Origin of the sequence: Candidatus Poriferisocius sp., from assembly GCF_965219815.1 — a bacterium.
Taxonomy (GTDB): Bacteria; Actinomycetota; Acidimicrobiia; order Acidimicrobiales; family Bin134; genus Poriferisocius.
On record NZ_OZ244791.1, the window covers coordinates 480,757 to 504,702 of the forward strand.

Consider the following 23,946-nt stretch of genomic DNA (forward strand, 5'->3'; position numbering starts at 1 on the left):
ATGACAAAAGCCCATCTAGGCGGCAGGTTTGACACCGTCCCACCGCAGCGGCATCTCAACGTAGCCGTCGACCAGGCTGGAGTGCAGGCGGCGCAGGGTCCGGGGATCTTCCACCCCTAGCTCCAGGCCCTCGAAGCGGCCGATGATGGCCTCGAACATCATCTTGGCCTCCAGTCGGGCCATTGACGCCCCCAGACAGAAGTGGGGTCCGCCGGCGCCGAAGGCCACGTGCTGGCTGGCGTCGCGGGTCACGTCCAGCGTGTCGGGGTTCTCGAAGGCCCGCTCGTCCCGGTTGGCCGAGGAGTACCAGATCACCACCGGATCGCCGGCCTTGATCTCCTGACCCCCCACCACGGTGTCGTGGGTGGGCCGGCGCACGAACTGCATCACCGGCGTGGTGTAGCGCAAAAGCTCCTCCACGGCGTTGGGGATAAGCGACGGGTCGTCCTTGAGTATCTGCATCTGGTGTGGGTTGCGGATGAGCTCCAGCGTGCCGGTGGTGATGAGGTTGCGGGTGGTCTCGGAGCCGGCGTTTTGGAGGAGCATGAAGAACACGTCGATCTGCATCTGGTCGAGCGACTCCCCTTCGATCTCGGCTTCCATCAGCACGCTGATGAGGTCGTCGTGGGGCTCTTTCTTGCGGATCTCGCACATCTGGTCGGCGTAGGCGAACATCTGCGCCCCGGCTTCCATCATCTCCTCGGTGGTGTACTTCTCGTCGAAGCCGAACGTGATCTCGGTCCAGTGGAAGATCTGGTGGCGGTCTTCTTCGGGCACGCCCACCAAGTCGGCAATCACCTGCAAGGGCAGCTCCACCGCAATCTCGCTGACCATCTCACAGCCGCTCTTGTCGGCCACCTGGTCGATCAACCGGGTTACCTGCGACTGGATCCTCTCCTCCAAATCGCGCACCCGGCGGGGCGTGAATCCCCGATTGACCAGCTTGCGCATCTTGGTGTGATCGGGCGGGTCGAGGCTGATGAGCATCTGCGAGTTGGCACCGTCGTCAATCGAGGGCGGCTGGTCGCCGGCCAAAAAGGGGTTGGGCTGGCTCTTGAAGCAATCGGAGTCGCGCGACACCCGCTGCACATCGGCGTGGCGGGTGACGTTCCAGAAGCCGTCCCAGTGAGGGTGCTCGCTCCAGAACACCGGATCGTTGTCGCGCTTGTGGCGGAAGTAGTCGTGGGGGAAACCGTTCTTGAATGTCGAGGGATTCCAAAGTTCCAGATTCTCCATCTCAGCCTCCTGAGTTCCTTATTTGGCGGGCTTTCGGCCCCATACCGCGATCGACAGAGAACTCATCATGACAAATCCGGGAGCCCGAACCTGAGCCAGGGCTGTCTGGCCTTCTTCAGCGGTTACCAAGCCAGCCTGCACAATGCGGGGAATGGCCCGCTCCATGGCGAGGAACCACCACTCCCCGCCCGGCTCTCCAGAGCGCATGGCCCAGACCTCTCCGGTGATGTCGATGTCTTCGGCTCCCAGATCGCGAAACCGCCCCGGCAGGCGCACTCCGAAGTTGGGATCGCGCCACTCAGCGGTGGCCCCGGTGGCCATGGCGCGGTGGACGGTGGCGTAGGGCTCGGGCAGGGGCTGTTCGCTGAACGCCTGAAAGGCGCCGTCCTCCACCACCAACCAGCCACCCGGCGCCACCGCCGCCCACAGTGTTTCAATCACTTGATCTCGTTCTGGCACATGCTGGAGCACCGCGCGAGTGTGGACGAGATCAAAGGTTGCCCGGGGCGCGGGGTCTCTGGCCACGTCGTGCTGCTCCACCACCACGTTTGGAAGCACCGGCCGGTGGAACTGGAGATCCAAGTCGGTGGACCACACCGCTCCCTCTGGCCCGACCTTTCGGCCCAGCCAAGCTGACACCGAACCCGCACCGGCGCCCACTTCCCAACACCTCCAGCCGTAGCTCAGCCCGATGCGGTCGAGGACGCGGCGGGTGCGGGGGTCGCGGGCTTCGGCCAGTTGATTGAGGCGTACGCGCTCGCTGTCCTCATAGCCCTCGTAGGCTCCGTAACTCTCGTCGGCCACCCGGCTACTCCTCTGATTCCCTTGGCGCCATACCGTATCGTCGCAGTGTGGGCAACCAAGCCGAGCACACTGAGGACACTCCCGACCAAGCTGCCTTCAGGGCTGAAGCGCGAGCCTGGCTGGCGGCTAGAGCCCCTCTGAAGGAGGACGGCGATGGCTGGTCCACCCGGACCACCCATCCTGATGTCGCCGCGGAGAAGGCCCACATGGACCGCTGTCGAGCGTGGCAGCGGGAGCTGTACGACAGCGGGTGGGCGGCCATCGACTGGCCCGTGGACCACGGCGGCCAGGGCGGGGAGCGGTGGCAACGGCAGATCTTCCAGCAGGAGGCCGCTCAATTCGATGTCACCAGCGGCTTTCTCGCCGCCGGTATCGCCCTGGCCGGCCCGGCCATCGGCCACTTCGGCACCGATGAGCAGAAGGCCCGCCACCTCAAGCCCATGCTGCGGGGCGACGTGGTGTGGTGCCAGCTGTTCAGCGAGCCCGGCGCCGGATCGGATCTGGCCAACCTGGCAACGAGAGCCGAACGCGACGGCGACGAGTTCTTAGTGAACGGCCAGAAGGTGTGGAACTCGTCGGCCCACCTGTGCGACTGGGGAATCCTGCTGGCCCGCACCGACCCCGACGCCCCCAAGCACAAGGGGATCACCTTCTTCCTGGTGGACATGACCACCCCCGGCGTGGACCCCCGCCCCATCCGCACCATCAACGGGTCGTCCCACTTCAACGAGGTGTTCTTGAGCGACGTGCGGATCCCGGCCGAGAACGTGGTCGGCGAAGTGAACAGCGGCTGGGCGGTGGCCCGGCTGGTGCTGGCCAACGAGTCCACCATGATCGGCGGCGGCATGGACCGGGCCGACAGCGCGGCCAACCTGATCGCCCTGGCCCGGCGGTGGGGCACGGCCCAAGACCCGATGGTTCGCCAGGAACTGGCCCAGGCCTATACCAAAGAGAAGCTGTTGGATTGGATGGGCCGGCGGTTGCAAGAAGATGTGCGCCGGGGCCGCCAACCCAGCTTCGACGGCTCGACCCTGAAGGTGTACTGGTCGGAGAGCCGTCGCGACCGGGGCAACCTGGGCGTGGGGATCCTGGGGGGCTACGGGGTGGCCGGCGACCACGCCGATACCGGAGTGTGGGCCAACGAGGCGCTGAACCGGTTTTGGGGATCAATCGGCGGGGGCACCGACGAGGTCCACCGCAACAACATGGCCGAGCGGGTGCTCGGCCTGCCCTCCGAGCCGCGGGTGGACAAGCACGTTCCGTGGCGGGAGCAAGTGGGCGGCAATGGCTGACCAAGCCACATTCGCCGATCAGGCCATGGAGTACATGGACCAGCTCTACTCGGCGGCCCGGCGAATGACCCGCAACACGGCCGACGCCGAAGACCTGGTGCAAGAGACCTATCTGCGGGCCTACCGGGGCTTCGGCAACTTCCAGGAGGGCACCAACCTGCGGGCCTGGCTGTTCCGCATCCTCACCAATGCGTTCATCAACTCCTACCGGAGCAAGCAGCGCAAGCCGAAGTCGGTAGACCTGGCCGGGGTGGAGGACCTGTACCTGCACCAGCGGCTGGGCGGCGACACCAAGGCCAAGCTGGGGGCCAGCGCCGAGGAAGTGCTGATGGAGACCATCACCGAGTCGGAGATCGTGGACGCCCTGGAGTCGCTGCCCGAGGAGTATCGGATTGCGGTGCTTTTGGCCGACGTGGAGGGTTTCGCCTACAAGGAGATCGCCGAAATCCTGGACGTGCCCATGGGCACGGTCATGAGCAGGCTGCATCGGGGAAGAAAAACGCTCCAGAAGCGGTTGTTAGAGTTCGGACAAACCAGGGGCTGGGTGGATCCACCCGACCCCGACCGGGCGCCGGCGCCGGCTGGCATCTGATTTTCGGAGGCACCGCGATGGGCAGCGAACAGCATTGCTTGGGGATACCCAACCAGTGCGATTTCTCGCGCCAGCTCATCGCCCAGGCCTTGGACGGCCAGCCCACGCTGGAGAGCATCAGCCAAGTTCGCCTGGAGCTGGCCAACTGCCTCCCCTGCGCTCAGATCCTCGACGTGGAGGTGCGCTTCAAGCTGGCCATGGGCCAGGCCTGCCGGGAGTCGGCCCCCGCCTCCCTGCAAATCCGCATCACCGAGACCCTCCAGCGCGTGGTGCTCGACGACCTGGATATCCAAGATTTTTGAGCGTGCGGCCCAACTGCCCGGCGTGGAGTCTCCGCAAGCAGACCACTAGGGTGAGCGCATGGATTTGATCGCCGCCGTGGTGTGGCACTGGTGGATCGCTTTGCTGCTGGTTATCGGGACAGTTCCCTTGGTAATCGCCACCATCGTCGGCTACTTCACCAAGGTGGTGGCCCCCCGCTACAACAGCCGGCACCAGCGGGAAACCAGAGCTCAGAGCGCCGGCGAATCCGAGTAATCCCCGGTGGTTGCAGCAGCCGATCCCGTCGACTGGCGGCTGGCTGAGCGAGTAGCCAAGAAGGTCGGCGGCCACGAGCCGTTCCTCGACTCCTACCACTACCGCAGCCTCGCCCCCGAACTCGCCGAGTTCACCGCCCAAGCCGAGGAGATGGTGGCGGCCGAAACCGGGCTGAAGTCGATGTGCGGCGCGGCCCGGGCCCGCGTGACCACCCGAGCCGGATGGATTGACGCCAACGTGGCCTCCTTCCAGCGCCTGCTGCGCCCGGTGACCGACAAGATGGCCGAACGGGTGTCGGCCTCGTGGTTCGCCCCGGTGGCCCAGCGGGTGAGCGGCACCGAGATGGGGGCGGTGCTGGGCTGGATGTCTACCCGGGTGCTGGGCCAGTACGACCTGCTCATCATCGAGGACGACCGGCCCGAAGACCAGGACATGGTCTATTACGTGGGCCCCAACGTGATGGCGCTCGAGCACAAGCACGGATTCGACCCTCGCCAGTTCCGCCTGTGGCTGGCCCTGCACGAGACCACGCATCGGGCCCAGTTCACCGGCATCGAGTGGCTGCGGCCTTACTTCCTGGGGTTGGTGCAGGAGGCCCTCGATGCCGCCGAGCCCGACCTGGAGCACTTCAAACAAGTGGCCAAACAGGCGATGGACGCCCGTCGACGGGGCGAGGATCTGATGGCCGACGGAGGCCTCCCCGCCCTTCTGGCCACCCCCGAGCAGAAGGTGGTGCTGGATCGCATCGGCGGCATGATGAGCCTTCTGGAAGGCCACGGCGACGTGACCATGGACCGGGCCGGAGCCGACCGCATCCCCGACGCCACCCGGTTCGCCCGGGTGCTGCGCCAACGCCGCAACTCGGCCAAGGGAGTGTCCAAGCTGGTGCAGCGCATCATCGGCATCGAGGCCAAGCTGAACCAGTACGCCGCCGGTGAGGCGTTCATTGAGACGGTGGAAGCCAGAGGCGGGCCCGAGCTCTTGAACCGGGCGTGGGAGTGTTCCGAGCGCCTCCCCACCATGACCGAGATCCGCAACCCACAGCAATGGATCGACCGCCTCAACGGCACCCCCGCACTGGCCAGCTGAGCCCGTCGACCACTTCAGCGCAGCCAGCCTGATGATTCCCGAACTGCTGGCCCGCTGCACGTTTCCCTCTGCTGGCCCCTCCGCGGGCACCGCGGTGGACTGCGCGGTGTCGGGCGGACCCGATTCGCTGGCGCTTTTGGTGCTGGCCTCCGAGGCAGGTTGTTCGGTGACCGCCTGGCATGTGGACCACGGCCTGCGGCCCGGCTCAGCGGGCGAGGCCGAGGTGGTGGCTCAGGCGGCAAACCGCTGGGGAGCGGCCTTTGAGGCCCGCTCCGCCCAATGCGAGCCCGGCCCCAATCTGGAAGCCCGAGCCCGAGAAGCCCGCTATCAAGTGCTTCCCAAAGGGGTGCTCACCGGCCACACCGCCGACGACCAGGCCGAGACGGTGCTGTTGAACCTCATGCGGGGAGCAGGCCTGGACGGTTTGGCCGGCATCGACCCAGCCCGGCGCCCGCTGCTGGCCTTGCGCCGCCATGAGACCCAAGCGCTGTGCGACTCCCTTGGATTGGAGCCGGTGCAAGACCCGTCCAACCTCGACCCCGCCCACCGCCGCAACCGAGTCCGCCACGAGCTGCTGCCGCTGCTTTGCGACATCGCCGATCGCGACGTGGTTCCGATCATCGCCCGGGGCGCGGGCTTGATGGGCGGCATCCGCGACCTGCTCGATGAGCTGGCCGAGGCCATCGACCCCACCGACGCCAAGGCGATGGCCGAGGCCCCCGAGCCCCTGGCCCAGATGGCGCTGCGACGGTGGATCCAGCGCGAAATCAGCGCCGAGCATCCCCCCGATGCCGCCGCCATCGAACGGGTCATGGCCGTGGTCCGAAACGAGATTCGATCCACCGAAATTGGTGGAGGCTGGCGGGTTACCCGATCTTCCCAACGGCTCGGCCTCCAAAGATAAGCACCACTAGGTTGGCCCTCGTGTCCACCGAGGCGACCACCGGCAACGGCGACCCCGGCCCGATCCTGATCTCCAACGACGAGCTGACAACCTGCATCGCCGACCTCGGTTCTCGCATCACCGCCGACTACCAGGGCCGGGCGCCGCTGCTAGTGGGGGTGCTCAAGGGCGCCTTCATGTTCATGGCCGATCTGGCCCGAGCCATCGACCTCCCTGTGGAGTTCGATTTCATGGCGGTTTCTTCGTACGGCAGCTCCACCCGCACCAGCGGCGTGGTTCGGATTGTCAAAGACCTGGACCTCGACTTGGCCGGGCGCGACGTGATCCTGGTGGAAGACATCATCGACAGCGGCCTGACCCTCAACTACCTCCGCAAGAACCTGGCCGCCCGCAACCCGGCCAGCCTGGAAGTGTGCGCCCTGCTCGTGCGCAAAGGCCGCCAGTACGAAGACCTCGACCTGCGCTACGTGGGCTTCGAGATCCCGCCCGACTTCGTGGTGGGCTACGGCCTCGACGTCGGCGAGCGCTACCGCCAACTCCCCCACATCTGCCAATACCAGCCAAACAGCAATTCATAGAAATATCTGAAATACACCTTGCTTCAACCGGGAAGGTGTGGCAAATTGGCCCCATCGGAGCGACTAGACGGCTCCCTCCCCGACCTTCCGGACACAACCCATGCGGATGGCAAGCGAGGATCGCCGACGACAGCTCCCCTGGGTGGCCCTCGGGCTGACCGTTACCCTCACTGCGGCGATCATCTTCGCCCTGTGGGCATCGTCACTAAGCAGCCGCACTGAGGTGGCGGTGGCTGCCCGTGACATCTCCTCCGGCTCGACTGTTGAGATCGAAGACCTCCGAGCCGTGGAAGTCGCCAGCGGCCAAGGAGCGGGATTTGTGCCGATGGCCGATTTGGAGTTCGTGGTGGGCCGGACCGTCCGAACCTCTATTCCCGAGGGGGCAATTTTCCATCCGGGCATGTTGTCAACGAACTCGCTGATTGACCGAGGAGCAGCCGTCGTCGGCGCTGTGCTCCAGCCAGGCGAATATCCGATTGCCCACCTCAGCCCAGGGCAACCAGTTGGGGTAGTGATAACGAGCCATTCCGACCAGCCAAATGCCGTGGATCGAATTGACCGCGTGAAACGGACTGCATCGCCGGACACTCTGGATGCGGCCATCCAAGCCACGGTCGCCGAAGTGAGTGAAATCCGGGAATCAGGCCGACAAGCGCTTTTTCTCTCGTTACTGGCCTCCGCTGACGACGCAGTGGTCATCAGCAAGGCAGCTGCGTCCAACGAGCTGCGCCTAATCCTCTTGCCCAACAAGTCCCAAGAAGCCTCTCGGGGAGAGCAACGAGACGACTCCCAAGAAGCCTCTCAAGGAGAGCGACGAGACGACTCCCAAGAAGCCTCTCAAGTGGCTGGCGGGCTGGCGAGGTCTCACCAGGTAGTGGCTGGGACAGGTCCATGAGCATCATCGCAGTGGGCAGTGCAAAGGCCAGTCCCGGTGCCACCAGCTTGTCGGTTGGACTCGGACTGTCATGGGAGTGGACCACCGGGCGACGAGCGGTTTTGGTTGAAGCGGACGGAGATGGCGGGGTCTTGGCGGCGCGTTTTGGACTGGCCTCCGTACCGTCTTTAGTGGAGTTATCGGGAACAGCCCGACATGAGCTGACCATGGCTCGGCTTCAAGCCAGCTGCCAGTTGCTGGCTGGCCAATTGCCCACCCTCGTTGCTCCAGGGTGTGGAGAAACCACAACGTTGGTTCTCGCTTCACTGGCGAAGCGATTGACAGATGGCTTTGGCCGCCTTGACGACATCGACGCGGTCGTTGACGTTGGCCGAATACGGCCTCACTCCCCCGCTGCCGAACTCATTGAACACTGCGATCTGCTGGTGCTTGTGACTCGACCTTGCTTCGATCAGCTCGTGCCCCTCGTCCACCAGGCCCGCAGGACCATCTCCCACGACATTCCCACCACACTGGTATGCGTTGGCGACCGCCCCTATTCGCCAACAGAGATGGCAAAGGCCTGTCAACTCGACCTCCTCGGCGTGATGGCCTACGAACGAAGAATCGCCCAAGCTCTGGGAAGAGGGTTGCCTCCCCATCAGCGCCATCGCCGGCTGCTGATGTGGCGCACCCTGACCGAGCTCGTCCATCGAATCCAGTTCCGCGTGCAGGCTGCGCCAGCCGGTCGCGAGGCGGCGTAGTGGCCTGTCCCCACGTTGAACGCGTGCTTGCCGTGGTCACCCAAAGACTCGACCAGACGGAGACAGACCGACTCGGCGACCGGCATGAACAAAAGGCTCTGGCCGGACACTTCATACATGAAGCCCTTGACATGATCGCCGCCGATCGGGCGAGGGCGTTTCTCACCCCGATTTGCGAAGCCGACGAGTCGCGCATTGCCGACGAAGTGCTGGCCACGTTGTTCGGCCTTGGGCCTATCGAACGGTTGTTGGCCGATGAGTCGGTCGAAAACATAAGTGTGAACGGATGCGACACGGTTTGGGTTCAATATGCCGGTGGCGTCAAACGTCGAGCCGAGGCCATCGCCGAGTCGGACGACGAATTAATTGCGCTGATACGCAAGGCGGCTGCTCGGCTCGGACGCAATGAACGGCGGTTCGACATCGCCAACCCGTTTCTGGACCTACGGCTGCCCGACGGGTCCCGTTTGAATGCGGTGATGGCGGTCTCAGAACGCCCCGCGGTGTCAATTCGACGCCACCGCCACGAGCAGGTCACCTTGGCCGACTTGTGCGAACTGGGAACAGTGGACAAGACGCTCCGAGATTTCTTGTACGCAGCAGTGAGAGCTCGGATGAGCATCATCGTGTGCGGTGGGACCAACGCGGGAAAGACGACACTCCTGCGCGCACTTCTCAACGCCTGCGACCCCAATGAGCGGCTGATCACCATTGAAGACCGACTGGAGTTGTGCCTGGCCGCAGACCCAGACCGGCATCGCGACGTGATCGAGCTGGAAACCCGAACAGCCAACATCGAGGGAACCGGTGAGATCACCATGCAGCAGTTGGTGCGCAACGCGCTGGCCATGTCTCCCGACCGGCTGATTGTCGGCGAGGTGCGAGGGCCCGAGGTGGTGGACATGCTTTCGGCGCTGTCCACTGGAAACGACGGCTCAATGTGCACCATCCACGCCAACTCTTCTCGGGCAGCGTTTAGCAAGATTGCCACCTACGCCTTGCGGTCCACGGAACGCATCCCGGTAGAGGCCACCAACCGCATGATCGCGGAGAGCATCGACTTCGTTGTCCATATCAGCAGGGGAAAGAACGGCCAACGTCAAGTGGGATCGGTGCGGGAGGTCACCGGCACCTCACTGGGAGAAGTCAACAGCGCGGAGGTGTTTGCATCCAACGGGTCGTGCCCGGCCCGACCAGGTTCCCCTTTACGCCCGACCACGCAACAGCGTTTGGCCGATATCGGCTTCGACTGTTCCCCCCCAGGGCGGGAATCGGCACCAGAGGACCAGCAATGTCCTCTCTGATCGGAGCGCTGATTGGAGCAGCACTGGGCTGCGGAATTTTCGTCACCGCACTGGGCTGGCGCGGCTTCCTTGCCCCACCAAAGGCACTTGGCTGGAGGCTCTTTGGAGAGTTCCAATGGGTGCCCACGTCAATCGTGTTCCGCTCGGCCATTGCCCTTGCCGGTTCCTTAGCGGCATTTGCGCTGACCGGATGGCTCGTTGCCGGCCTGACCGCAGGCATCGCTGGTTTCGTGTCGCCGACCCTCTTGAAGGCCAAGGCAATCCGCGACCAAGAAGTCAATCGAATGGCGGCCTTGGCTACTTGGGTGGAGATGGTCCGGGACACGTGCAGTGCAGCATCCGGGATTACCGAGACATTGAAGGCCACAGCAGAAGCCGCTCCAGCGGTCGTGCGGGCCCAGATCAAGCAACTCGCCGCCCGGGCTGAGCGGGAGCCTCTATGTGATGCCCTGGCCAAATTTGCCGATGAGGTAAACCACGCAGTGGCTGACACCGTTGCGGTCACACTCGGATTGGCAGCGGCCAACCAAGTGGGGTCATTGCAGGAAATGTTGGGCGATCTGGCCGAGAACACTCGCCAAGAAGTGTCGATGCGACTGAGGATTGAGGCGTCTCGAGCTCGGCAATTCACCTCCGCCCGCTTCATTGCCGTCGTCGTCGCGGTGTTCTCCATTGCCATGGTGATCTTCAACAGGTCGTACTTGACGCCCTTCGACACCCTGTCGGGGCAGATTGCCCTCGCCGGGATCGGCGGGCTGTTCCTCGGATCGGAATTCGCCCTTGTACAGATGAGCCGGTTCAACACCCCGCCCCGGACCCTCGAGGTTCATCGAACTCCTCCGACCCTGAGCGTGGTCAAGGGACACTCAGAATGACAATCGGAATGGTGTTGGGCACCATGATCGGAGTCGGTCTCGCCATGGCCTGTTGGGGGCTGTTTCCTCCCCGCGAGCCATTGCAGGCTCGTCTGAGCGAGCTTGGCCAGCGAACCGATGATGTCTACCAATCAAGAACCCGACGCGACCGACTAGGACGGGCCGCAGCACGATCATTCGGCCCCTTGGTGTTTCGGGGCCGCCGAATCGACCGCGATCTGAGGGCTGCCGGTCAAAGCCTGGAAGAACTCGCAGTGGCCAAGTTGGGAATGCTGGTGCTGGGCGCGGGGTTGCCGGTGGGAATTTGGATAGTTGCCTGGTTGGCTCGAGTGTGGATCTCTCCTGCGGTGGTTGTACTGGCATCCATCTTGGCCGGAGGACTGCTCTTTCTGGTCCCAGACTTGTCGCTGCGGGATAGAGCCCGATCTAGGCGTCGCGAGCTACGCGACCAGATCAGCACGTACTTGGATTTGATGGGCCTCCACTTGTCAGGAGGCTCGGGTATGGAACGGGCGTTGGCCGAATCGGCGGCTCAGGGTTCGGCCTGGGGGTTTATCGAAATTGACAGGGCGCTGCGGCAAGCCCAGTTGGCCAACGAGCCACCATGGACTGCTCTCAAAAAGCTGGCTCAAGAACTTGGCTCAACGGAACTCGAGGAACTGGCCGCATGGCTGATGTTGGCCGGCACTTCCGGATCTCGGGTGCGATCGTCCTTGCATGTCAAAGCCCGAGGCTTGCGAGAGCGGGCCCTGAACGAGGCTGAGACTGAAGCCCAGCAGACCACCGAGCGCATGTCGCTCCCGGTTGTTCTGATGTTCTCGGCATTCCTGGGACTCATCGGCTACCCGGCAATTGTCGCGATTCTGAGCACGTGAATGCTCCAGCACGACATGACTCCAAAGTGCCAGCTTATCGGCGGCTTGAACCGCCCCAATCAAGACCTCACCGGAGATGACATTGAGATTGTCCATCAAGTTCTGTCAATTTGTCGCCGCAGCACTGTCAGGACTCCAACAACGAGTCCACCGGGCGTGGCAAAGCGAGCGCGGAGACGTGACCTCGACAGTGATCATCATCGCGGTCTTGGTAGCCGCAGCCGTTGCCGCTGGAGTGGTCATCACCACCTTTATCTCCGACCAGACCAGCAAGATCAGCTGATCAAGCAGGGCGAGGCCAACCAAAGAACCGAGAGCGAGCGGGGCGAGGTGACAACCGCAGTCCTCGCTATTCCCATTGCCATGCTCATAATTCTTCTGATTGTTCAAGCAGCCCTGGTCTCCCACGCCCAAGCCATCGTCGACGCAGCTGCCCAAGACGGCGCCCAAGCCGGCCAGGGGGCATCGGGGAACGAGGATGTGGCCCGAGCCGCTGCTCAGTCCACCATCGGAACGTATGCCGAAAACCTTTTGGCGAACGTCCACATCTCTTCTCATACCAGCCGTTCGCAGCTCTCGGTGACCGTAGAGGCCACGGTGAAGTCGCTGATCCCTGGATACAGGCCGACAATCTCTTCTACTGCCGCTGGTTCGCGCGAAGTCTTCATTCCCGTGAATCAAAGATGAATCCCTGTCGCCGGTGGCGTAACCGGCTCGGCAATGGCCAGGAGCGAGGCAGCAGCGTGGTCGGGCTGACAGTTCTCACCCCGGTAATGGCCATGCTCTTGCTCTTCGTCGTGGCTGCCGGTCGAGTCGGTGTGGTCGAAAGCAAGTTGACAACCGCGGCCCGCAACGCGGCCCGGGCAGCAACACAATCCCAGTCGCCATCAGCAGCTCAGATGGCAGCAGTCACAACGGCAGAGTCCACCCTGAACCAGTTGGATATCGACTGCCACAGAGGACCCCAAGTTCGTGTCCGGGAGATGAATCTTGGACCAGGCGGCAAGGTTCATATCCAGGTTTCTTGCGCGGTGCGATTGTCCGACCTGACTCTGCTCAACATCCCCGGCAGCCGCACGGTTATCGCTGAGTTCACCTCTGTGGTGGATCGCTATCGAAGCGGAGTCTCGTAGTTGTGTACTGGCGTACTTCTCAATGGTGGCCTGGTTCTTTCCAACGGTGGAGACGTTGTCAAAGCCAGACCTGGGCTGGGACGTCGGGATGTCGTCAAAGAGGCCAGGTCAGCGTGTTCTTCGTTGTCTTAGCTGTCGCGCTGGTCATGCTCGGCGGTCTGGCGTACGACGGCGCCCAGATCCTGAACGCCAAGCGAACCGCTTCAGGATTGGCCCTGGAGGCAGCCAGAGCTGGTGCCCAGGCAATCTCAAGTGAGTCGATCTACCAAGAGCCTGGAAACGTGTCCGTTGACCCGACGTTGGCTCAAGTCGCCGCCGCTGAATACCTAGGCCAGCACAAGAGGTGGTCGCTTTCGGTCCAGGGCGACACGGTTTCGACAACCGTCTGGTTGACCCAGCCTCTTCTGATCCTCTCAATGCTCGGCCTTGATTCACGCCAAGTGGCCGGCTCAGCCACCGCCCGAGCGGTCCGAAGCGTACAGACAGGAGACGACCTATGAATCTGAATAGAGAATTCCGTCAGGAGCTTGTGCGCGGCTTGGGCTCTGCCACGTTGCTGACCGGCCTTCTGCTAGGGATTCCGATACTTCTCATCGCCGGAGTGGGTTGGCCATTGCCCAGAGGATTGCCATCAGGTTCAGACGCATTGACCGCCATAAGGACAGGTTCCATTCCCGCATCCCTGATCTTGAAGTTGATCTCAGTCGTCGTGTGGGTTTTGTGGCTTCAGTTGCTGGCCGGACTAGGAGTCGAGGTTTGGGCTCACTTTCATGGTCGAGTTGCCCCTCGAGTTGTTCTGGTGCCCTCGTTTGTGCAGCGCTTATCCGCTCGCCTTATGGGAACGGCTCTGTTCGTTGCATTCTCAGTTCAGAATCCCGGAGCCGCCATAGCCGCCAACCAGGACCTCCTTGCCCCGACAACAATCGAGTTAGACGTTGACTCCCACGATGCGCAAAGTGATGCCCCGAGCGCTCACAGCAGTGACAACCCCCACAGCATTGAGCCCTTCCACGCGGAGCCATTGGTTCACACCGTGGAACGGCGCGACAGCCTACAGATGGTGGCCGAACAGTACTTGGGCGATCCAGACAGATGGACTGAGGTGTTCGTGCTCAATCATGGACAGGCGCAAGCAGATGGTGGCTCGCTTACCGATCCAACTCGACTACAACCAGGGTGGGAGCTTGTCCTGCCCACTGACGCGCGCCCTCCCACTTCAGGTGAGTACAGCGCCTCAGATGACACACCACTACTTGGCAAGCCCTTCGTTGAATCCGACGATTTGCTGATAACGGTGCAGAGCGGAGACACGCTGTGGAACCTGGCGGACCAACATCTCGACGACCCCCACAGATGGGTTGACATCTACGAGTCCAACCAGAACATCATCCAAGACCCCAATGTGATCTTGCCCGGATGGCAGCTTCAAATCCCTGGCCATGATCCTGAGCCAACCATCGTTGAACTTTCTGTCCAATCACCGCCCGAACCAGCTGACCACTCCACAGTGGCAACCCAACCACCGCCCCAGCCAGCCGATCATTACGTACCGATAGGCCAGCCATCAGCGGACCCAGCCGACCTCCCTGCTCGGGCAATTGCCTATACCACTGCCAGGGCGACCGTGACCACCAACGTCCCACCGAGCAGGCCCGACGGACAATCTGCTTCCAGCAAGCAGGTGATGTTCACACTCGGGGGTCTGGGAGTGTTCGCCAGCAGCCTTGGCTGGGTGCTGGCCCGGCTCCGCAGGACTCAGCGCCGCCGACTGCCGAACGGTCGAATGCCCCTTCCACCTTCTCAGAAGGCGGTTCAACTAGATCAGCAATTGCAAGCCGCATCCGATCCCAACCGCGCTCTCTTCTTGGATGCCGCCTTACGGGTCATGTCTTCCCGGCTGGCCGCCGATCCGCCGCCCGAGATCATCGGGGTAACCCTGGATGCGGACAGTGTTTCGATCCACCTCAACTCTCCTGCGGCAGCGCCTTCCGGATTCCACACCAGCACGGACAGCAAGACTTGGACTTATTCGAAGGACGTAGTGCTGGAACCGCTTCTCGCTGAAGCCGACGGTGTACCGGCACCGCTCCCCACCCTGGCCACCTTTGGCAAGAGCGATGGCAAGGAATGTTTGTTGAACCTTGAACATCTAGTGGCGGTGAGCCTGGAAGGAGATTCAAGAGCGATCATCGATTTGTGCGCCGCTATAGCCACCCAACTGGCCAGTAGTCATTTGGCCGACGACCTCACGGTCATCTGTGTGGGCTTCGGTCAAGAGCTGGCCGTGTTCGAGCGGGTCGAATACGTACCGGATGTGGCTTCAGCCATCGAGCGAATCAGGCATCAACAGCGTCAGAACCAAGCCTTGTTTGGAAATCATCCGCTTCCTCTCAGCAGCAGATTCGGAAGCAGCGGTGACTATTGGCACCCCCTGGTGACCTTGGTTCCCCACCGTCAAGAAACACTTGGCCTTCTTGATTTATGTGGTTCATCTGTATGCGTTGTTGCTCACGGACTCGAAGGAGCACCTTGGGTAGCCCAATTCGATGAGGATGGTCTGCTGTTGCAGCCAATCGGCCTTCGGCTAGAAGCTCACGGCCTGCCTGATTCTGACGTCACCGCCTTTGCCGAATTGGCCTCCTCGGCAAAGGACACCGAGGGCGTGGTGTTGGCAGTAGCCAAGCCCAACAACAAACCCTCCTCTCCGGATCCAATGATTGTTGACATTGAAGTTCGGGTGATGGGATCGGTGGACGTTCTCGGCGCTGCGCAACCGTTTACCTCCCGCCGAGCGCTGGATCTGGTGACCTACCTGGCCTTCCACCCTGAGGGAGCTGACCGAGACCAGTTAAGGACCCAGATTTGGCCACCAGACGATCCTCCTTCTGAGTCAACCCTGGCCAATACGGTGAGTCGGGCCCGAAAAGCACTGGGCGTCAATGATGACGGCGAGCCCTACTTGCCGAGAGTGAGCCCAGAGGGGATTTATCAGCTGCGAACAGAGGTGGGAACTGATGTTGGCAGGTTCGAAGCTCTCGTCTCCGCCGCCCGCACCGATAGCGGGGAACGCGGCCGAGAACGGCTTCAAACCGCTCTCGAACTGGTTCGGGGGACCCCCTTCACCGGGGGCGTTGGAGACATGTACCGATGGGCCGACTTCGGTCTTCGGACCCGAATCGACTGCCTAGTGGACAACACGGCTCATGATCTGGCCAAGAGGTGCATCGATGTCGGCGATTTCCAAGGCGCTCGACAAGCGGTGATGACCAGTCTCCAATTGGTGGGCGTTTGCGAGGAGTGCTACCGCTGGCGGTTGATGGCCGCAGCCGAGAACCCCACCGAGGCGCGCCAGATCATGACCGAACTGGTGGGCTTGCTCCGGCGGGAGAGCGACCAGCCTGAGGCTGACGATTTGATCAGTGCCGATCTGTTGGAACTGTACGAGAAGCTCATGTCGGGCCGCATGGTGTTCAGCTAGCCGACGGAGGTCTGCTCTTCCTTCTTCTGATGGCTGCGGCGGCGGATCCACCAGATCAGGGCGGCGATCACAGCGATGATAGGCAGGAAGGGCAGCAGCACCCCGACCACGATCAGGATCACGCTGAACACGGCCACCACGCCGCTGGCGCCGTCGGACACCGAGTCGCCGAAGCCGGGCAGGGCGTCGTCGGTGTCCACCTGCACCCACACCACCGACTCGCCCCACACCTCATCCAGCGCAGTGCCGTCGAAGTCGATGGGGGTGGCGGTTACCTCCAATTCGATGGGCAGGCCTCGGGTGGCCACTCGGCCGGTCAGGCGGCCTTCTTCGATGGGGAGGGTGAGGACTGCGGCCATGAGCTCGTTGGCCTCGATGCGGTTGAAGGTGCCCTGGATGGTTTGGAAGTTGTCCAGGTTGAGGCGGAGGTTGCGGGTGCTCACCTCCACGTCGGTGAGGGCCGAGGTGCCGGTGTTCTCCACTTCCAGACAGAGGTAGACCTTTGCGTCGGGCTCCACGGTGATGTTCTGCACGCCCAGGCAGGGATCGTCGGCGTCTTCGGACACCCAGGCAGTGACCAGGATCCCGGTGTCGGGCAGCACGGTGGGCGACTGGGTGATGGTGAGCGTGATGGTGGCCAGGTCAACCTGGTCTTGCAGGGTGCGGAGTTGGCCCCGCAGCCGCTCCAGGGTGGTCTCGCGGTCGAGCAGCTCCCGCTCGAGCTCGGCCACGTCTTCGAGATCGGTGGCTGCTTGGAGGAAGTTCCGCAGCCGCTCCACGCTGGCCTCGGCGGTGATGATGCGGCTCCGCAGATCGACGATGATCTCGGTCACGTCGTCGGAGCTGATGGACTGGTCCACCAGCTTGCCCACGCCGGCCAGCCGTTCGAGGGCGGTGGAGAAGTTGTCGGGCAGCACCTTGAATGTGATGGCGGTGCGGGGCAGGGGCTCGGTGCGGGTGGTTTGGGAGAACACGATGCCGCCCAGGCCCTGCACGATGGCCACCGCTTCTCGGCTGGCCGCGGTCACGTCGTCGGCCTGCACTGAGATCTCGGCGGTGTAGATGATGTCGCGGCCCAGATCGGCGGGGGTGAGGGCGGTGGGAACGGCGAGGCCGTCTTCTTCCTCAGCCGGTCCCATGTCATCTGCTGCCATTGCTGCTTCGGGTTCCGGGCGGGCCAGCCGCTCCCCAGAGTCGTCGGCCGCGGCCGCCGGGACATCGAAATCGGCAGGAGCGGAAGCTTCTGCCATGTCGTCGTCTCCGTTGTTGCAGGCGCCCAAGAACAGGAACAAGGCGCTGAACAACGCCAGAAGCATGAAGCTCAGGGTGCGGCGCTTCGGCCGGGTTGAAGTGCGGATCGCATCGTGCATGGGTTTTCTCCCTCTTCGAGCGTTGCCAACTGAGACGAAGGGCGGAGCGGATTAGTTCCCGGCGAGCCAGAGGCACAGTGCAACCTGCCGGGGGCGGCGGGTGGGTACCCTCGGGGAATCAGAGGCGCGGCGGATGACACGGAGCTGGTGGAAAAGGCCCAGAAAGGCGACCAAGACGCCCTTGATGCCCTGCTGCGCCAGCACTACAACAAGATCTACGCCATTTGCCGGCGGCTGGCCGGCAACGAGGCCGACGCCCTCGATGCCACCCAGGAGGCGCTCATCACCCTGGTGAGGCGTATCGACCGCTTCGACGGTCGGTCGAAGTTCACCACCTGGATGCACCGGGTGGTGACCAACGCCTGTTTGGACGAGCTGCGACGGCGGGGCCGACGCCCGGTGCCGTCCCCCGTGGAAGAGCAGCCCTTGGCGGCGGCCGAGCGGCCGGTGGCCGACACGGTGGGCGATCGCCTGGACATCGAGGCCGCTTTGGCCCAGCTCCCCGAGGAATTCCGGGTGCCGGTGGTGCTGTGCGATCAGGTGGGCTTGAGCTATGAGCAGATCGCCGAAGAGCTGAACATCGCCCCCGGGACAGTGAGGTCCCGCATCTCCCGGGGGCGCCGACGTCTGGCGGAAGTGCTGCGCGGGAACCCAGACGGCCCCGACCAACGTCACACTGGGGAGAGACCATGAGCGACGAACGCGGCGACCTGACCCCAGAGCAACTGGACGAGCTGGCCTCCGCCTATCTGGACGGGGAGGCCACGGCGGAAGAGGCCGCCCTAGTGGAGAGCGATCCCCGGCTGCAAGAGCTGGTGGAAGAGCTCCGGACGGTCAGAAATCTGGTGGGTGCCCCGGTGGAGGTGCCTTCCGACGAGGTGCGAGACCAGATGATCGCTCGAGCACTGGATCACCGGGCCCCGGTGGTGTCGATGGAGACGGCCCGGCGCCGGTTGCGGGCCATCCCCCCTCAGGCCAGAGTGATCCTGGCCGCGGCCGCGGTGGTTGCGGCCATTGCCGCGGTGGGTGTGACCATCTTTGAGCGGCAAGGAGACGAATTCGCCGACGACGACATGGCATCCGCCCCCGTGGTGCAAGCCGACGCGCCGGCGGACGCCGAGGACATGCCACTGCCCGCTGCTGCCGCCGAACCCGAGAGCATGGATGCTGCCGAAGAATCGGCTGCGAGTTTTGATTCTGACGACGCTGATGATGTCTTCACTACAGAAGCCCCCGCCGAGGAGATGATGGATGAAGAAATGGCCATCGAACTCGAAGAAGCCCCGATGGACGACCAGGGCTACGCGGAAGAGAAACCAGAACCAGTGGAAGCCCCTGCCGAGGAACCAGACGACGGGGAGGTGGCCATGGCCGATGAAGCGGCGGACATCGTGCCGACATCAGGAGAGGAGCTCCTGGTATTCGAGACCGCCTCTGATCTCGCCGACTACATGATGCTGTTGGCCAAAGACCTCGTCGACGCCCAGGACACCAGCAGACTTGACGAGTCCACCGCAATCGACCTCATGGGCTGTCCGCTATTCCCGGACGAGGGAATCGAACTGCTGAGCCGATTCGACGCAGTGGTAGATGAAGTGGAAGTGCAGGTGTCGGTGTACCTCGACGGCGACGATCTGCAATTGACGGAGACATCCCCGCCCCCCGATTGCGAACTGCTCAATTCCCACACCTTCCTCAATTGGCTCGAATAGCCCTTGCCCCCTCTCCCCCAACATCTGATCTGACACACCTCGGCGGTAGTCTGAAGTCCTATGGCTGAAGCCTCTGAGCCGAAAGACGAAGCAACCACTGCTTCCATGCTGGGGCTGTCTGAGGACTGGCCCGAGCAGGCCGCCGATGCCGTGGTCAACGCCGTGGACAAGGTCCGCGATGTGACCACCGGGCCGGTTATCAACATCAGCCGCCTACTGGCCTACCTCATTTTCGGCGTGTTTCCCCTGGTTATCATGCTGGTGCTGGGCATCATCGCGGCGGTACGCGGGCTAGAGATAGCCACCGGGCGGGCTTGGGCCGCTCACGGCATCCTCGGTTTGCTGTTCGTGTCGCTTGGAGCCATTGCCTGGTCGAGGCGAGCTTCATGACCGCCACTGAGCAGGACATCCGCAATGTGGTCATCGTCGGCTCAGGTCCGGCGGGGCTCACCGCGGCCATCTACTCGGCTCGGGCCAACCTCGCTCCCCTGGTGATCGAAGGCGAGCCCTCGTCCACCAGCGACCAGCCCGGCGGCCAGTTGATGCTCACCACCGACGTGGAGAACTACCCCGGCTTTCCCGACGGGGTGATGGGCCCAGAACTGATGATCAAGTTCCGAGAGCAGGCTCAGCGATTCGGCGCGGAGATGCTCACCGACAAGGTCACGAAGGTGGATCTGTCGGGACCGCCCCACGGCGTGTGGGTGGGCGATCCGGCTGCGCCTGAGCCCACCTACCGGGCGTGGGCGGTGATCGTGTCCACCGGCGCCCAGTCGCTCATGCTGGGCCTGGAAGCCGAAGAGCGGCTCATCGGCCACGGCCTTTCCACTTGTGCCACCTGCGATGGGTTCTTCTTCCGAGACCAGCACATCGCCGTGGTGGGCGGGGGCGACTCCGCCATGGAGGAGGCCACCTTTTTGACTCGATTTGCCTCAAAAGTCACGGTAATACACCGAAGAGACGAACTGCGGGCCTCCAAGATCATGCAGGATCGGGCGTTCGCCAACGATCACATCGAGTTTCTGTGGAACAATGTGGTAACTGACATCCACGGCGAAGACAAGCTCACCGGCATCGAGGTGCAGAACACCGTCACCGGCGAAGCCTCAGTGCTGGACGTGACCGGACTGTTCATCGCCATCGGCCACCGGCCCAACACCGACCTGTTCGAAGGGCAGCTGAAGCGTAAGGAGAACGGGTATCTGGTGACCGAGCCCGACTCCAGCCGCACCGAGATCGAGGGCGTTTTCGCCTGCGGCGACGTGCAAGACGACTTCTACCGCCAGGCAGTGACCGCCGCCGGCTCGGGCTGCATGGCCGCTATCGACGCTGAGCGGTGGCTGGAGTCCGCCGGACACGGCTAACCCCGAAATCCGCTGATAGGCTGACCATTCCTCGAACGATGCAACCGAAGGGATCCCCCAAGATGGCCGAGAGCATCACCACGCTCACCAATGAGACCTTTGATGAGGTCATCGGCAGCGCGGAGCTGCCGGTTGTTGTCGATTTCTGGGCCGAGTGGTGCGGCCCGTGCAAGATGATCGCCCCGATCCTCGATGAGATCGCGGTTGAAAAGGCTGGCGTGATCAACGTGGCCAAGCTCAACGTGGACGACGCCCAAGACGTGGCGCTTCGGTACCAGGTGATGAGCATTCCCACGCTGATCGTGTTCAAAGACGGAGAGCCGGCCAAGCGGATCGTGGGCGCCAAAGGCAAGCAGCAGCTGCTTCAGGAGATCGGCGAAGTCGCCTTTTGATTTTTCGCTCATAAGCTGCGGGGGGTTGTAGCAGGAGCACCAGTTTTGGCCGATACCCAACTCCCCACCTTGAAACGAGGAGACGAGAGCGAAGACGTCGCTCTTTTGCAGCAGCGGCTGGCAACGGCCGGGTTCGCCCTCGCGCTGGCAGCAAACGGGAGTTTTGACGCCTCCACCGCGGCAGCCGTTGCCGATTTCCAAGCCAGTCGGGGGCTGACTGTGGACGGGATCTGCGGTCCGCATACCTGGAACGCATTGCAAGAGGCCAACTGGTCGCTGGGCGATCGAAACCTGTACTTGAGCCAGCCGATGCTGCGGGGGGACGATGTGGCCGAGTTGCAGCTGCGCCTGGGCTCGTTGGGCTTTGACGCTGGACGGGTAGACGGCATTTTCGGCCCCAATACTGCCGGCGCGGTCACAGAATTCCAGGTGAACAGCGGTCTGATCGCGGATGCGGTGTGCGGGGAGGAGACAACCGGCTCGCTCCAGCGCATGTCGGCCAGAGTGACGCCGGCCACGGTGGCCGCGGTTCGAGAGCGGGCCAAGCTCCAGGGGGCACCTCGACGGCTGACCGAACAGCACATCATGATCGCATCCACGAGCACCATGGCCGCGGTGGCGGGAGAGTTGGCCACCGGTTTGCGTCGATCAGGGGCTACCGTGAGCGAGGTTTGCGATTGGCCGGAAGCCGAGCGAGCCGACGAGGCCAATCGCTTGACCGTGGATGTGTACCTGGGACTGCTCCCCTCAGAAGAAGCGGAGTGCCGAGTGGCCTACTTTGCCACCGAGGGATTTGTCTCCCCTGGCGGCCACCGATTGGCCAGCATTCTGGGACAACGGCTCCCCGCCGCCTTGGGCATTGACGGGGCTGAAGTGAGGGGCATGCGGTTGCCTGTACTGCGCCACACCCGTATGACCGCGGTTCAGTGCCGTGTCGGCCCCACTGGCCTCGTGCAAGCCCGTCTCTCTCCCCTAGCCCGCTCCATAGAAGGCAGCCTCGCCCGCTGGGCCACCCAACCCGCCTAACTAAGCGTGGAGCATCACTCGATAGATGCGCTCTAGATCATCCAAATCAGCAAACTTAATCACCAGTTTTCCCTGACCCTTGCCGAGCGTCACATCCACCTTGGTGCTGAGGTGATCGCTCAGCAGGCTCTCCAGTTCTAGTACCGCCGCTCCTCTATCAGCGCCGCTCTGTCCCTGTGAAAGCTGCTTGGGTTTTTTGACCGGCGGAGCTACGCCCCGGGCCTCTTGTTCAACCATTCGCACTGTCAGGCCGTCTGCCACTGCTTTCTTGGCCAGCTTGATCAAGCGCTTCTCGTTGGAGACGCCGAGCAGGGCCCGGGCATGGCCGGCTGACAGTGAGCCGTTGACCACCATGGTTTTGACCTCGTCGGGGAGCTGCAAGAGACGCACCGTGTTCGCCACTGCCGATCGGCTCCGACCGAGCCGTTTCGCCACGGTCTCCTGGGTGAATCCAAACTCCTCAATCAACTGGTGGCACGCCGCCGCCTCCTCAATGGCGTTCAGGTCTTCGCGGTGCAGGTTCTCCAGGAGGGCTTGCTCGAGGGCATCGGCGTTTTCCGCGGTGCGGACAACCGCGGGAATCCGATCAAGTCCCGCCTGTCGGGCGGCCCGGCAACGGCGCTCGCCGGCGATCAGCTCGTATTTTCCGTCTTCACTGGGGCGGACCAGCACCGGCTGGAGCACGCCAACTTCTCGGATCGACTCTGTGAGCACATTCAATGCCGCCTGGTCGAACTTGTCCCGGGGCTGGTACGGATTCACCGAGATAGCATCAAGGGGGAGCTCCAAGAACGAAGCTGAGCGCATCCCATCGGACGTCGATGAGGAGTCGGAAATGAGGGCACTGAGTCCCCTACCCAACCCTGGCGAGCGAGCCATCAGCTACCTCCTTGGCTAGTTCACGGTAGGCCAGCGCTCCTCGTGACCGTGGATGAGTGACGGTTACCGGAGCCCCGTACGACGGCGCTTCTGCCAAGCGGATATTCCGGGGGATCATCTGATGGCAGACTTTGTCGCCAAAGTAGCTCCGAATCTCCGAGGCCACTTGGGCCGACAGCTTGGTGCGACCGTCGTACATCACGAGCACGATGAGAGAAATGTCCAAATCACTGTTGAGGCTGTTGCGAACCAATTCGATATTCCGCATCAGCTGGCCAAGGCCCTCCAGGGCGTAGTACTCGCATTGGATCGGAACCATCACCTCACGAGCAGCAGCCAGGGCGTTGACGGTGAGCAAGCCCAACGATGGAGGGCAGTCGATGAAAACGAAGTCGAATTCGCCGTACACGGTAGACAGGGCAGAATCCAGTCTCCGCTCTCGGTTGAACGCCGGCACAAGCTCTATCTCCGCCCCAGCAAGATCCAAAGTGGACGGCGCCACCCAGAGGTTCTCTACCTGAGTGGCAACAATGCTCTCCCTCAGGGTCCCGTTTTGCAGCAGCACGTCGTAAGTGGACACGCCGCCGGAGAACGGATCGATGCCCAGGCCGGTGGTGGCGTTGGCCTGCGGGTCCAGGTCGACCACCAGCACTCGGTGGCCATTGTCAGCAAGGCACGCCGAGAGGTTGACAGTGGTCGTGGTTTTTCCGACGCCGCCTTTTTGGTTGGCAACCGCGATCACGCGCCATGACCGAGCTTGGTGTAATTCGCCAATAGACACTTGGGGGATTCTCCCTCACCCTCAACCTCGTATCAAGCACCCCTCGTCAATGTTTCACATGAAACATCTTGGGGTGCCATCCAACGT

At 63.0% G+C, this 23,946-nt stretch carries 28 protein-coding genes; 22 read left to right on the plus strand and 6 right to left on the minus strand.

Annotated elements, in window-relative coordinates:
- Positions 1–15: 15 nt before the first annotated feature.
- Together ACOQPI_RS02280 and ACOQPI_RS02285 are read right to left on the minus strand one after the other, a co-directional pair.
- Positions 16–1,236 carry a cytochrome P450 gene (locus ACOQPI_RS02280; protein ID WP_420618100.1) on the minus strand — a complete coding sequence of 407 codons (1,221 nt, stop codon included), beginning with the start codon at positions 1,234–1,236 and terminating at the stop codon, positions 16–18.
- Positions 1,237–1,254: 18 nt separating this feature from the next.
- Positions 1,255–2,040 carry a class I SAM-dependent methyltransferase gene (locus ACOQPI_RS02285; RefSeq protein ID WP_420618101.1) on the minus strand — a complete coding sequence of 262 codons (786 nt, stop codon included), beginning with the start codon at positions 2,038–2,040 and terminating at the stop codon, positions 1,255–1,257.
- A 47-nt stretch (positions 2,041–2,087) separates the two neighbouring features.
- Here ACOQPI_RS02285 and ACOQPI_RS02290 point away from each other — a divergent pair, with 47 nt between their 5' ends.
- The 8 genes from ACOQPI_RS02290 (at position 2,088) to ACOQPI_RS02325 (ending at position 7,927) form a co-directional block, all read left to right on the plus strand.
- Positions 2,088–3,332, plus strand: a complete 1,245-nt coding sequence (locus ACOQPI_RS02290) for an acyl-CoA dehydrogenase family protein (RefSeq protein WP_420618102.1) — start codon at positions 2,088–2,090, stop codon at positions 3,330–3,332.
- Positions 3,325–3,924: a sigma-70 family RNA polymerase sigma factor gene (locus tag ACOQPI_RS02295; protein WP_420618103.1), complete on the plus strand. Its 600-nt coding sequence runs from the start codon at positions 3,325–3,327 to the stop codon at positions 3,922–3,924. Before ACOQPI_RS02290 ends, ACOQPI_RS02295 begins: the two co-directional genes overlap by 8 nt.
- A gap of 17 nt (positions 3,925–3,941) precedes the next feature.
- On the plus strand, positions 3,942–4,226 hold the full coding sequence (locus tag ACOQPI_RS02300) for a hypothetical protein (protein WP_420618104.1): 285 nt from the start codon (positions 3,942–3,944) through the stop codon (positions 4,224–4,226).
- A 58-nt stretch (positions 4,227–4,284) separates the two neighbouring features.
- Positions 4,285–4,461, plus strand: a complete 177-nt coding sequence (locus tag ACOQPI_RS02305; protein ID WP_420618105.1) for a hypothetical protein — start codon at positions 4,285–4,287, stop codon at positions 4,459–4,461.
- Positions 4,462–4,467: 6 nt separating this feature from the next.
- Positions 4,468–5,550 (plus strand): zinc-dependent metalloprotease, encoded by a 1,083-nt coding sequence (locus tag ACOQPI_RS02310; RefSeq protein ID WP_420618106.1) that lies wholly within the window; start codon positions 4,468–4,470, stop codon positions 5,548–5,550.
- Positions 5,551–5,581: 31 nt separating this feature from the next.
- The gene (tilS, locus tag ACOQPI_RS02315; RefSeq protein WP_420618107.1) at positions 5,582–6,454 is read left to right on the plus strand and encodes a tRNA lysidine(34) synthetase TilS; all 873 of its coding nucleotides are present in this window, start codon (positions 5,582–5,584) and stop codon (positions 6,452–6,454) included.
- A 20-nt stretch (positions 6,455–6,474) separates the two neighbouring features.
- Entirely contained in the window at positions 6,475–7,032 is a 558-nt protein-coding gene (gene hpt, locus ACOQPI_RS02320; protein WP_420618108.1) for a hypoxanthine phosphoribosyltransferase, read from the plus strand.
- 100 nt (positions 7,033–7,132) lie between these two features.
- On the plus strand, positions 7,133–7,927 hold the full coding sequence (locus ACOQPI_RS02325) for an SAF domain-containing protein (RefSeq protein ID WP_420618109.1): 795 nt from the start codon (positions 7,133–7,135) through the stop codon (positions 7,925–7,927).
- A gap of 302 nt (positions 7,928–8,229) precedes the next feature.
- Here the strand turns inward: ACOQPI_RS02325 and ACOQPI_RS02330 are convergent, their stop codons facing one another.
- A complete protein-coding gene (locus ACOQPI_RS02330) occupies positions 8,230–8,424 on the minus strand; it encodes a hypothetical protein (protein WP_420618110.1) in 195 nt (64 codons plus the stop codon).
- A gap of 54 nt (positions 8,425–8,478) precedes the next feature.
- Here ACOQPI_RS02330 and ACOQPI_RS02335 point away from each other — a divergent pair, with 54 nt between their 5' ends.
- The 8 genes from ACOQPI_RS02335 to ACOQPI_RS02370 all read left to right on the plus strand — a co-directional run bounded on the left by ACOQPI_RS02335 (position 8,479) and on the right by ACOQPI_RS02370 (position 16,335).
- Complete coding sequence (locus ACOQPI_RS02335; protein WP_420618111.1) at positions 8,479–8,670, plus strand: hypothetical protein; 192 nt, start codon at positions 8,479–8,481, stop codon at positions 8,668–8,670.
- A 23-nt stretch (positions 8,671–8,693) separates the two neighbouring features.
- The gene (locus ACOQPI_RS02340; RefSeq protein ID WP_420618112.1) at positions 8,694–9,974 is read left to right on the plus strand and encodes a CpaF family protein; all 1,281 of its coding nucleotides are present in this window, start codon (positions 8,694–8,696) and stop codon (positions 9,972–9,974) included.
- Positions 9,962–10,849, plus strand: coding sequence for a type II secretion system F family protein (locus tag ACOQPI_RS02345; protein WP_420618113.1), 888 nt, complete (start codon positions 9,962–9,964; stop codon positions 10,847–10,849). Before ACOQPI_RS02340 ends, ACOQPI_RS02345 begins: the two co-directional genes overlap by 13 nt.
- Complete coding sequence (locus tag ACOQPI_RS02350) at positions 10,846–11,724, plus strand: type II secretion system F family protein (protein WP_420618114.1); 879 nt, start codon at positions 10,846–10,848, stop codon at positions 11,722–11,724. Before ACOQPI_RS02345 ends, ACOQPI_RS02350 begins: the two co-directional genes overlap by 4 nt.
- A gap of 330 nt (positions 11,725–12,054) precedes the next feature.
- Complete coding sequence (locus ACOQPI_RS02355) at positions 12,055–12,411, plus strand: TadE/TadG family type IV pilus assembly protein (protein ID WP_420618115.1); 357 nt, start codon at positions 12,055–12,057, stop codon at positions 12,409–12,411.
- Between the two features lie 56 nt (positions 12,412–12,467).
- A complete protein-coding gene (locus ACOQPI_RS02360; RefSeq protein ID WP_420618116.1) occupies positions 12,468–12,857 on the plus strand; it encodes a TadE/TadG family type IV pilus assembly protein in 390 nt (129 codons plus the stop codon).
- Between the two features lie 113 nt (positions 12,858–12,970).
- Entirely contained in the window at positions 12,971–13,357 is a 387-nt protein-coding gene (locus ACOQPI_RS02365) for a hypothetical protein (protein WP_420618117.1), read from the plus strand.
- Positions 13,358–14,481: 1,124 nt separating this feature from the next.
- Positions 14,482–16,335, plus strand: coding sequence for an AfsR/SARP family transcriptional regulator (locus ACOQPI_RS02370; protein ID WP_420618118.1), 1,854 nt, complete (start codon positions 14,482–14,484; stop codon positions 16,333–16,335).
- Here the strand turns inward: ACOQPI_RS02370 and ACOQPI_RS02375 are convergent.
- The gene (locus tag ACOQPI_RS02375) at positions 16,332–17,705 is read right to left on the minus strand and encodes a DUF4349 domain-containing protein (RefSeq protein ID WP_420618119.1); all 1,374 of its coding nucleotides are present in this window, start codon (positions 17,703–17,705) and stop codon (positions 16,332–16,334) included. The two genes, ACOQPI_RS02370 and ACOQPI_RS02375, sit on opposite strands and share 4 nt — an antisense overlap.
- Before the next feature lie 147 nt (positions 17,706–17,852).
- Between ACOQPI_RS02375 and ACOQPI_RS02380 the strand changes: the two genes are divergently transcribed.
- The 6 genes from ACOQPI_RS02380 (at position 17,853) to ACOQPI_RS02405 (ending at position 22,199) form a co-directional block, all read left to right on the plus strand.
- Positions 17,853–18,398, plus strand: a complete 546-nt coding sequence (locus ACOQPI_RS02380) for an RNA polymerase sigma factor (RefSeq protein ID WP_420618120.1) — start codon at positions 17,853–17,855, stop codon at positions 18,396–18,398.
- A complete protein-coding gene (locus tag ACOQPI_RS02385) occupies positions 18,395–19,417 on the plus strand; it encodes a hypothetical protein (RefSeq protein ID WP_420618121.1) in 1,023 nt (340 codons plus the stop codon). Before ACOQPI_RS02380 ends, ACOQPI_RS02385 begins: the two co-directional genes overlap by 4 nt.
- A 60-nt stretch (positions 19,418–19,477) precedes the next feature.
- Entirely contained in the window at positions 19,478–19,807 is a 330-nt protein-coding gene (locus ACOQPI_RS02390) for a hypothetical protein (protein WP_420618122.1), read from the plus strand.
- Positions 19,804–20,781: a thioredoxin-disulfide reductase gene (trxB, locus tag ACOQPI_RS02395; RefSeq protein WP_420618123.1), complete on the plus strand. Its 978-nt coding sequence runs from the start codon at positions 19,804–19,806 to the stop codon at positions 20,779–20,781. The genes ACOQPI_RS02390 and trxB overlap by 4 nt, the downstream gene beginning before the upstream one ends.
- A 62-nt stretch (positions 20,782–20,843) precedes the next feature.
- On the plus strand, positions 20,844–21,173 hold the full coding sequence (gene trxA, locus ACOQPI_RS02400; RefSeq protein WP_420618124.1) for a thioredoxin: 330 nt from the start codon (positions 20,844–20,846) through the stop codon (positions 21,171–21,173).
- A gap of 45 nt (positions 21,174–21,218) precedes the next feature.
- Entirely contained in the window at positions 21,219–22,199 is a 981-nt protein-coding gene (locus ACOQPI_RS02405; protein WP_420618125.1) for a peptidoglycan-binding protein, read from the plus strand.
- Here the strand turns inward: ACOQPI_RS02405 and ACOQPI_RS02410 are convergent, their stop codons facing one another.
- The gene (locus tag ACOQPI_RS02410; protein WP_420618126.1) at positions 22,200–23,078 is read right to left on the minus strand and encodes a ParB/RepB/Spo0J family partition protein; all 879 of its coding nucleotides are present in this window, start codon (positions 23,076–23,078) and stop codon (positions 22,200–22,202) included. It lies immediately after the preceding gene.
- A complete protein-coding gene (locus ACOQPI_RS02415; RefSeq protein WP_420618127.1) occupies positions 23,053–23,859 on the minus strand; it encodes a ParA family protein in 807 nt (268 codons plus the stop codon). The genes ACOQPI_RS02410 and ACOQPI_RS02415 overlap by 26 nt, the downstream gene beginning before the upstream one ends.
- Positions 23,860–23,946 lie beyond the last annotated feature (87 nt).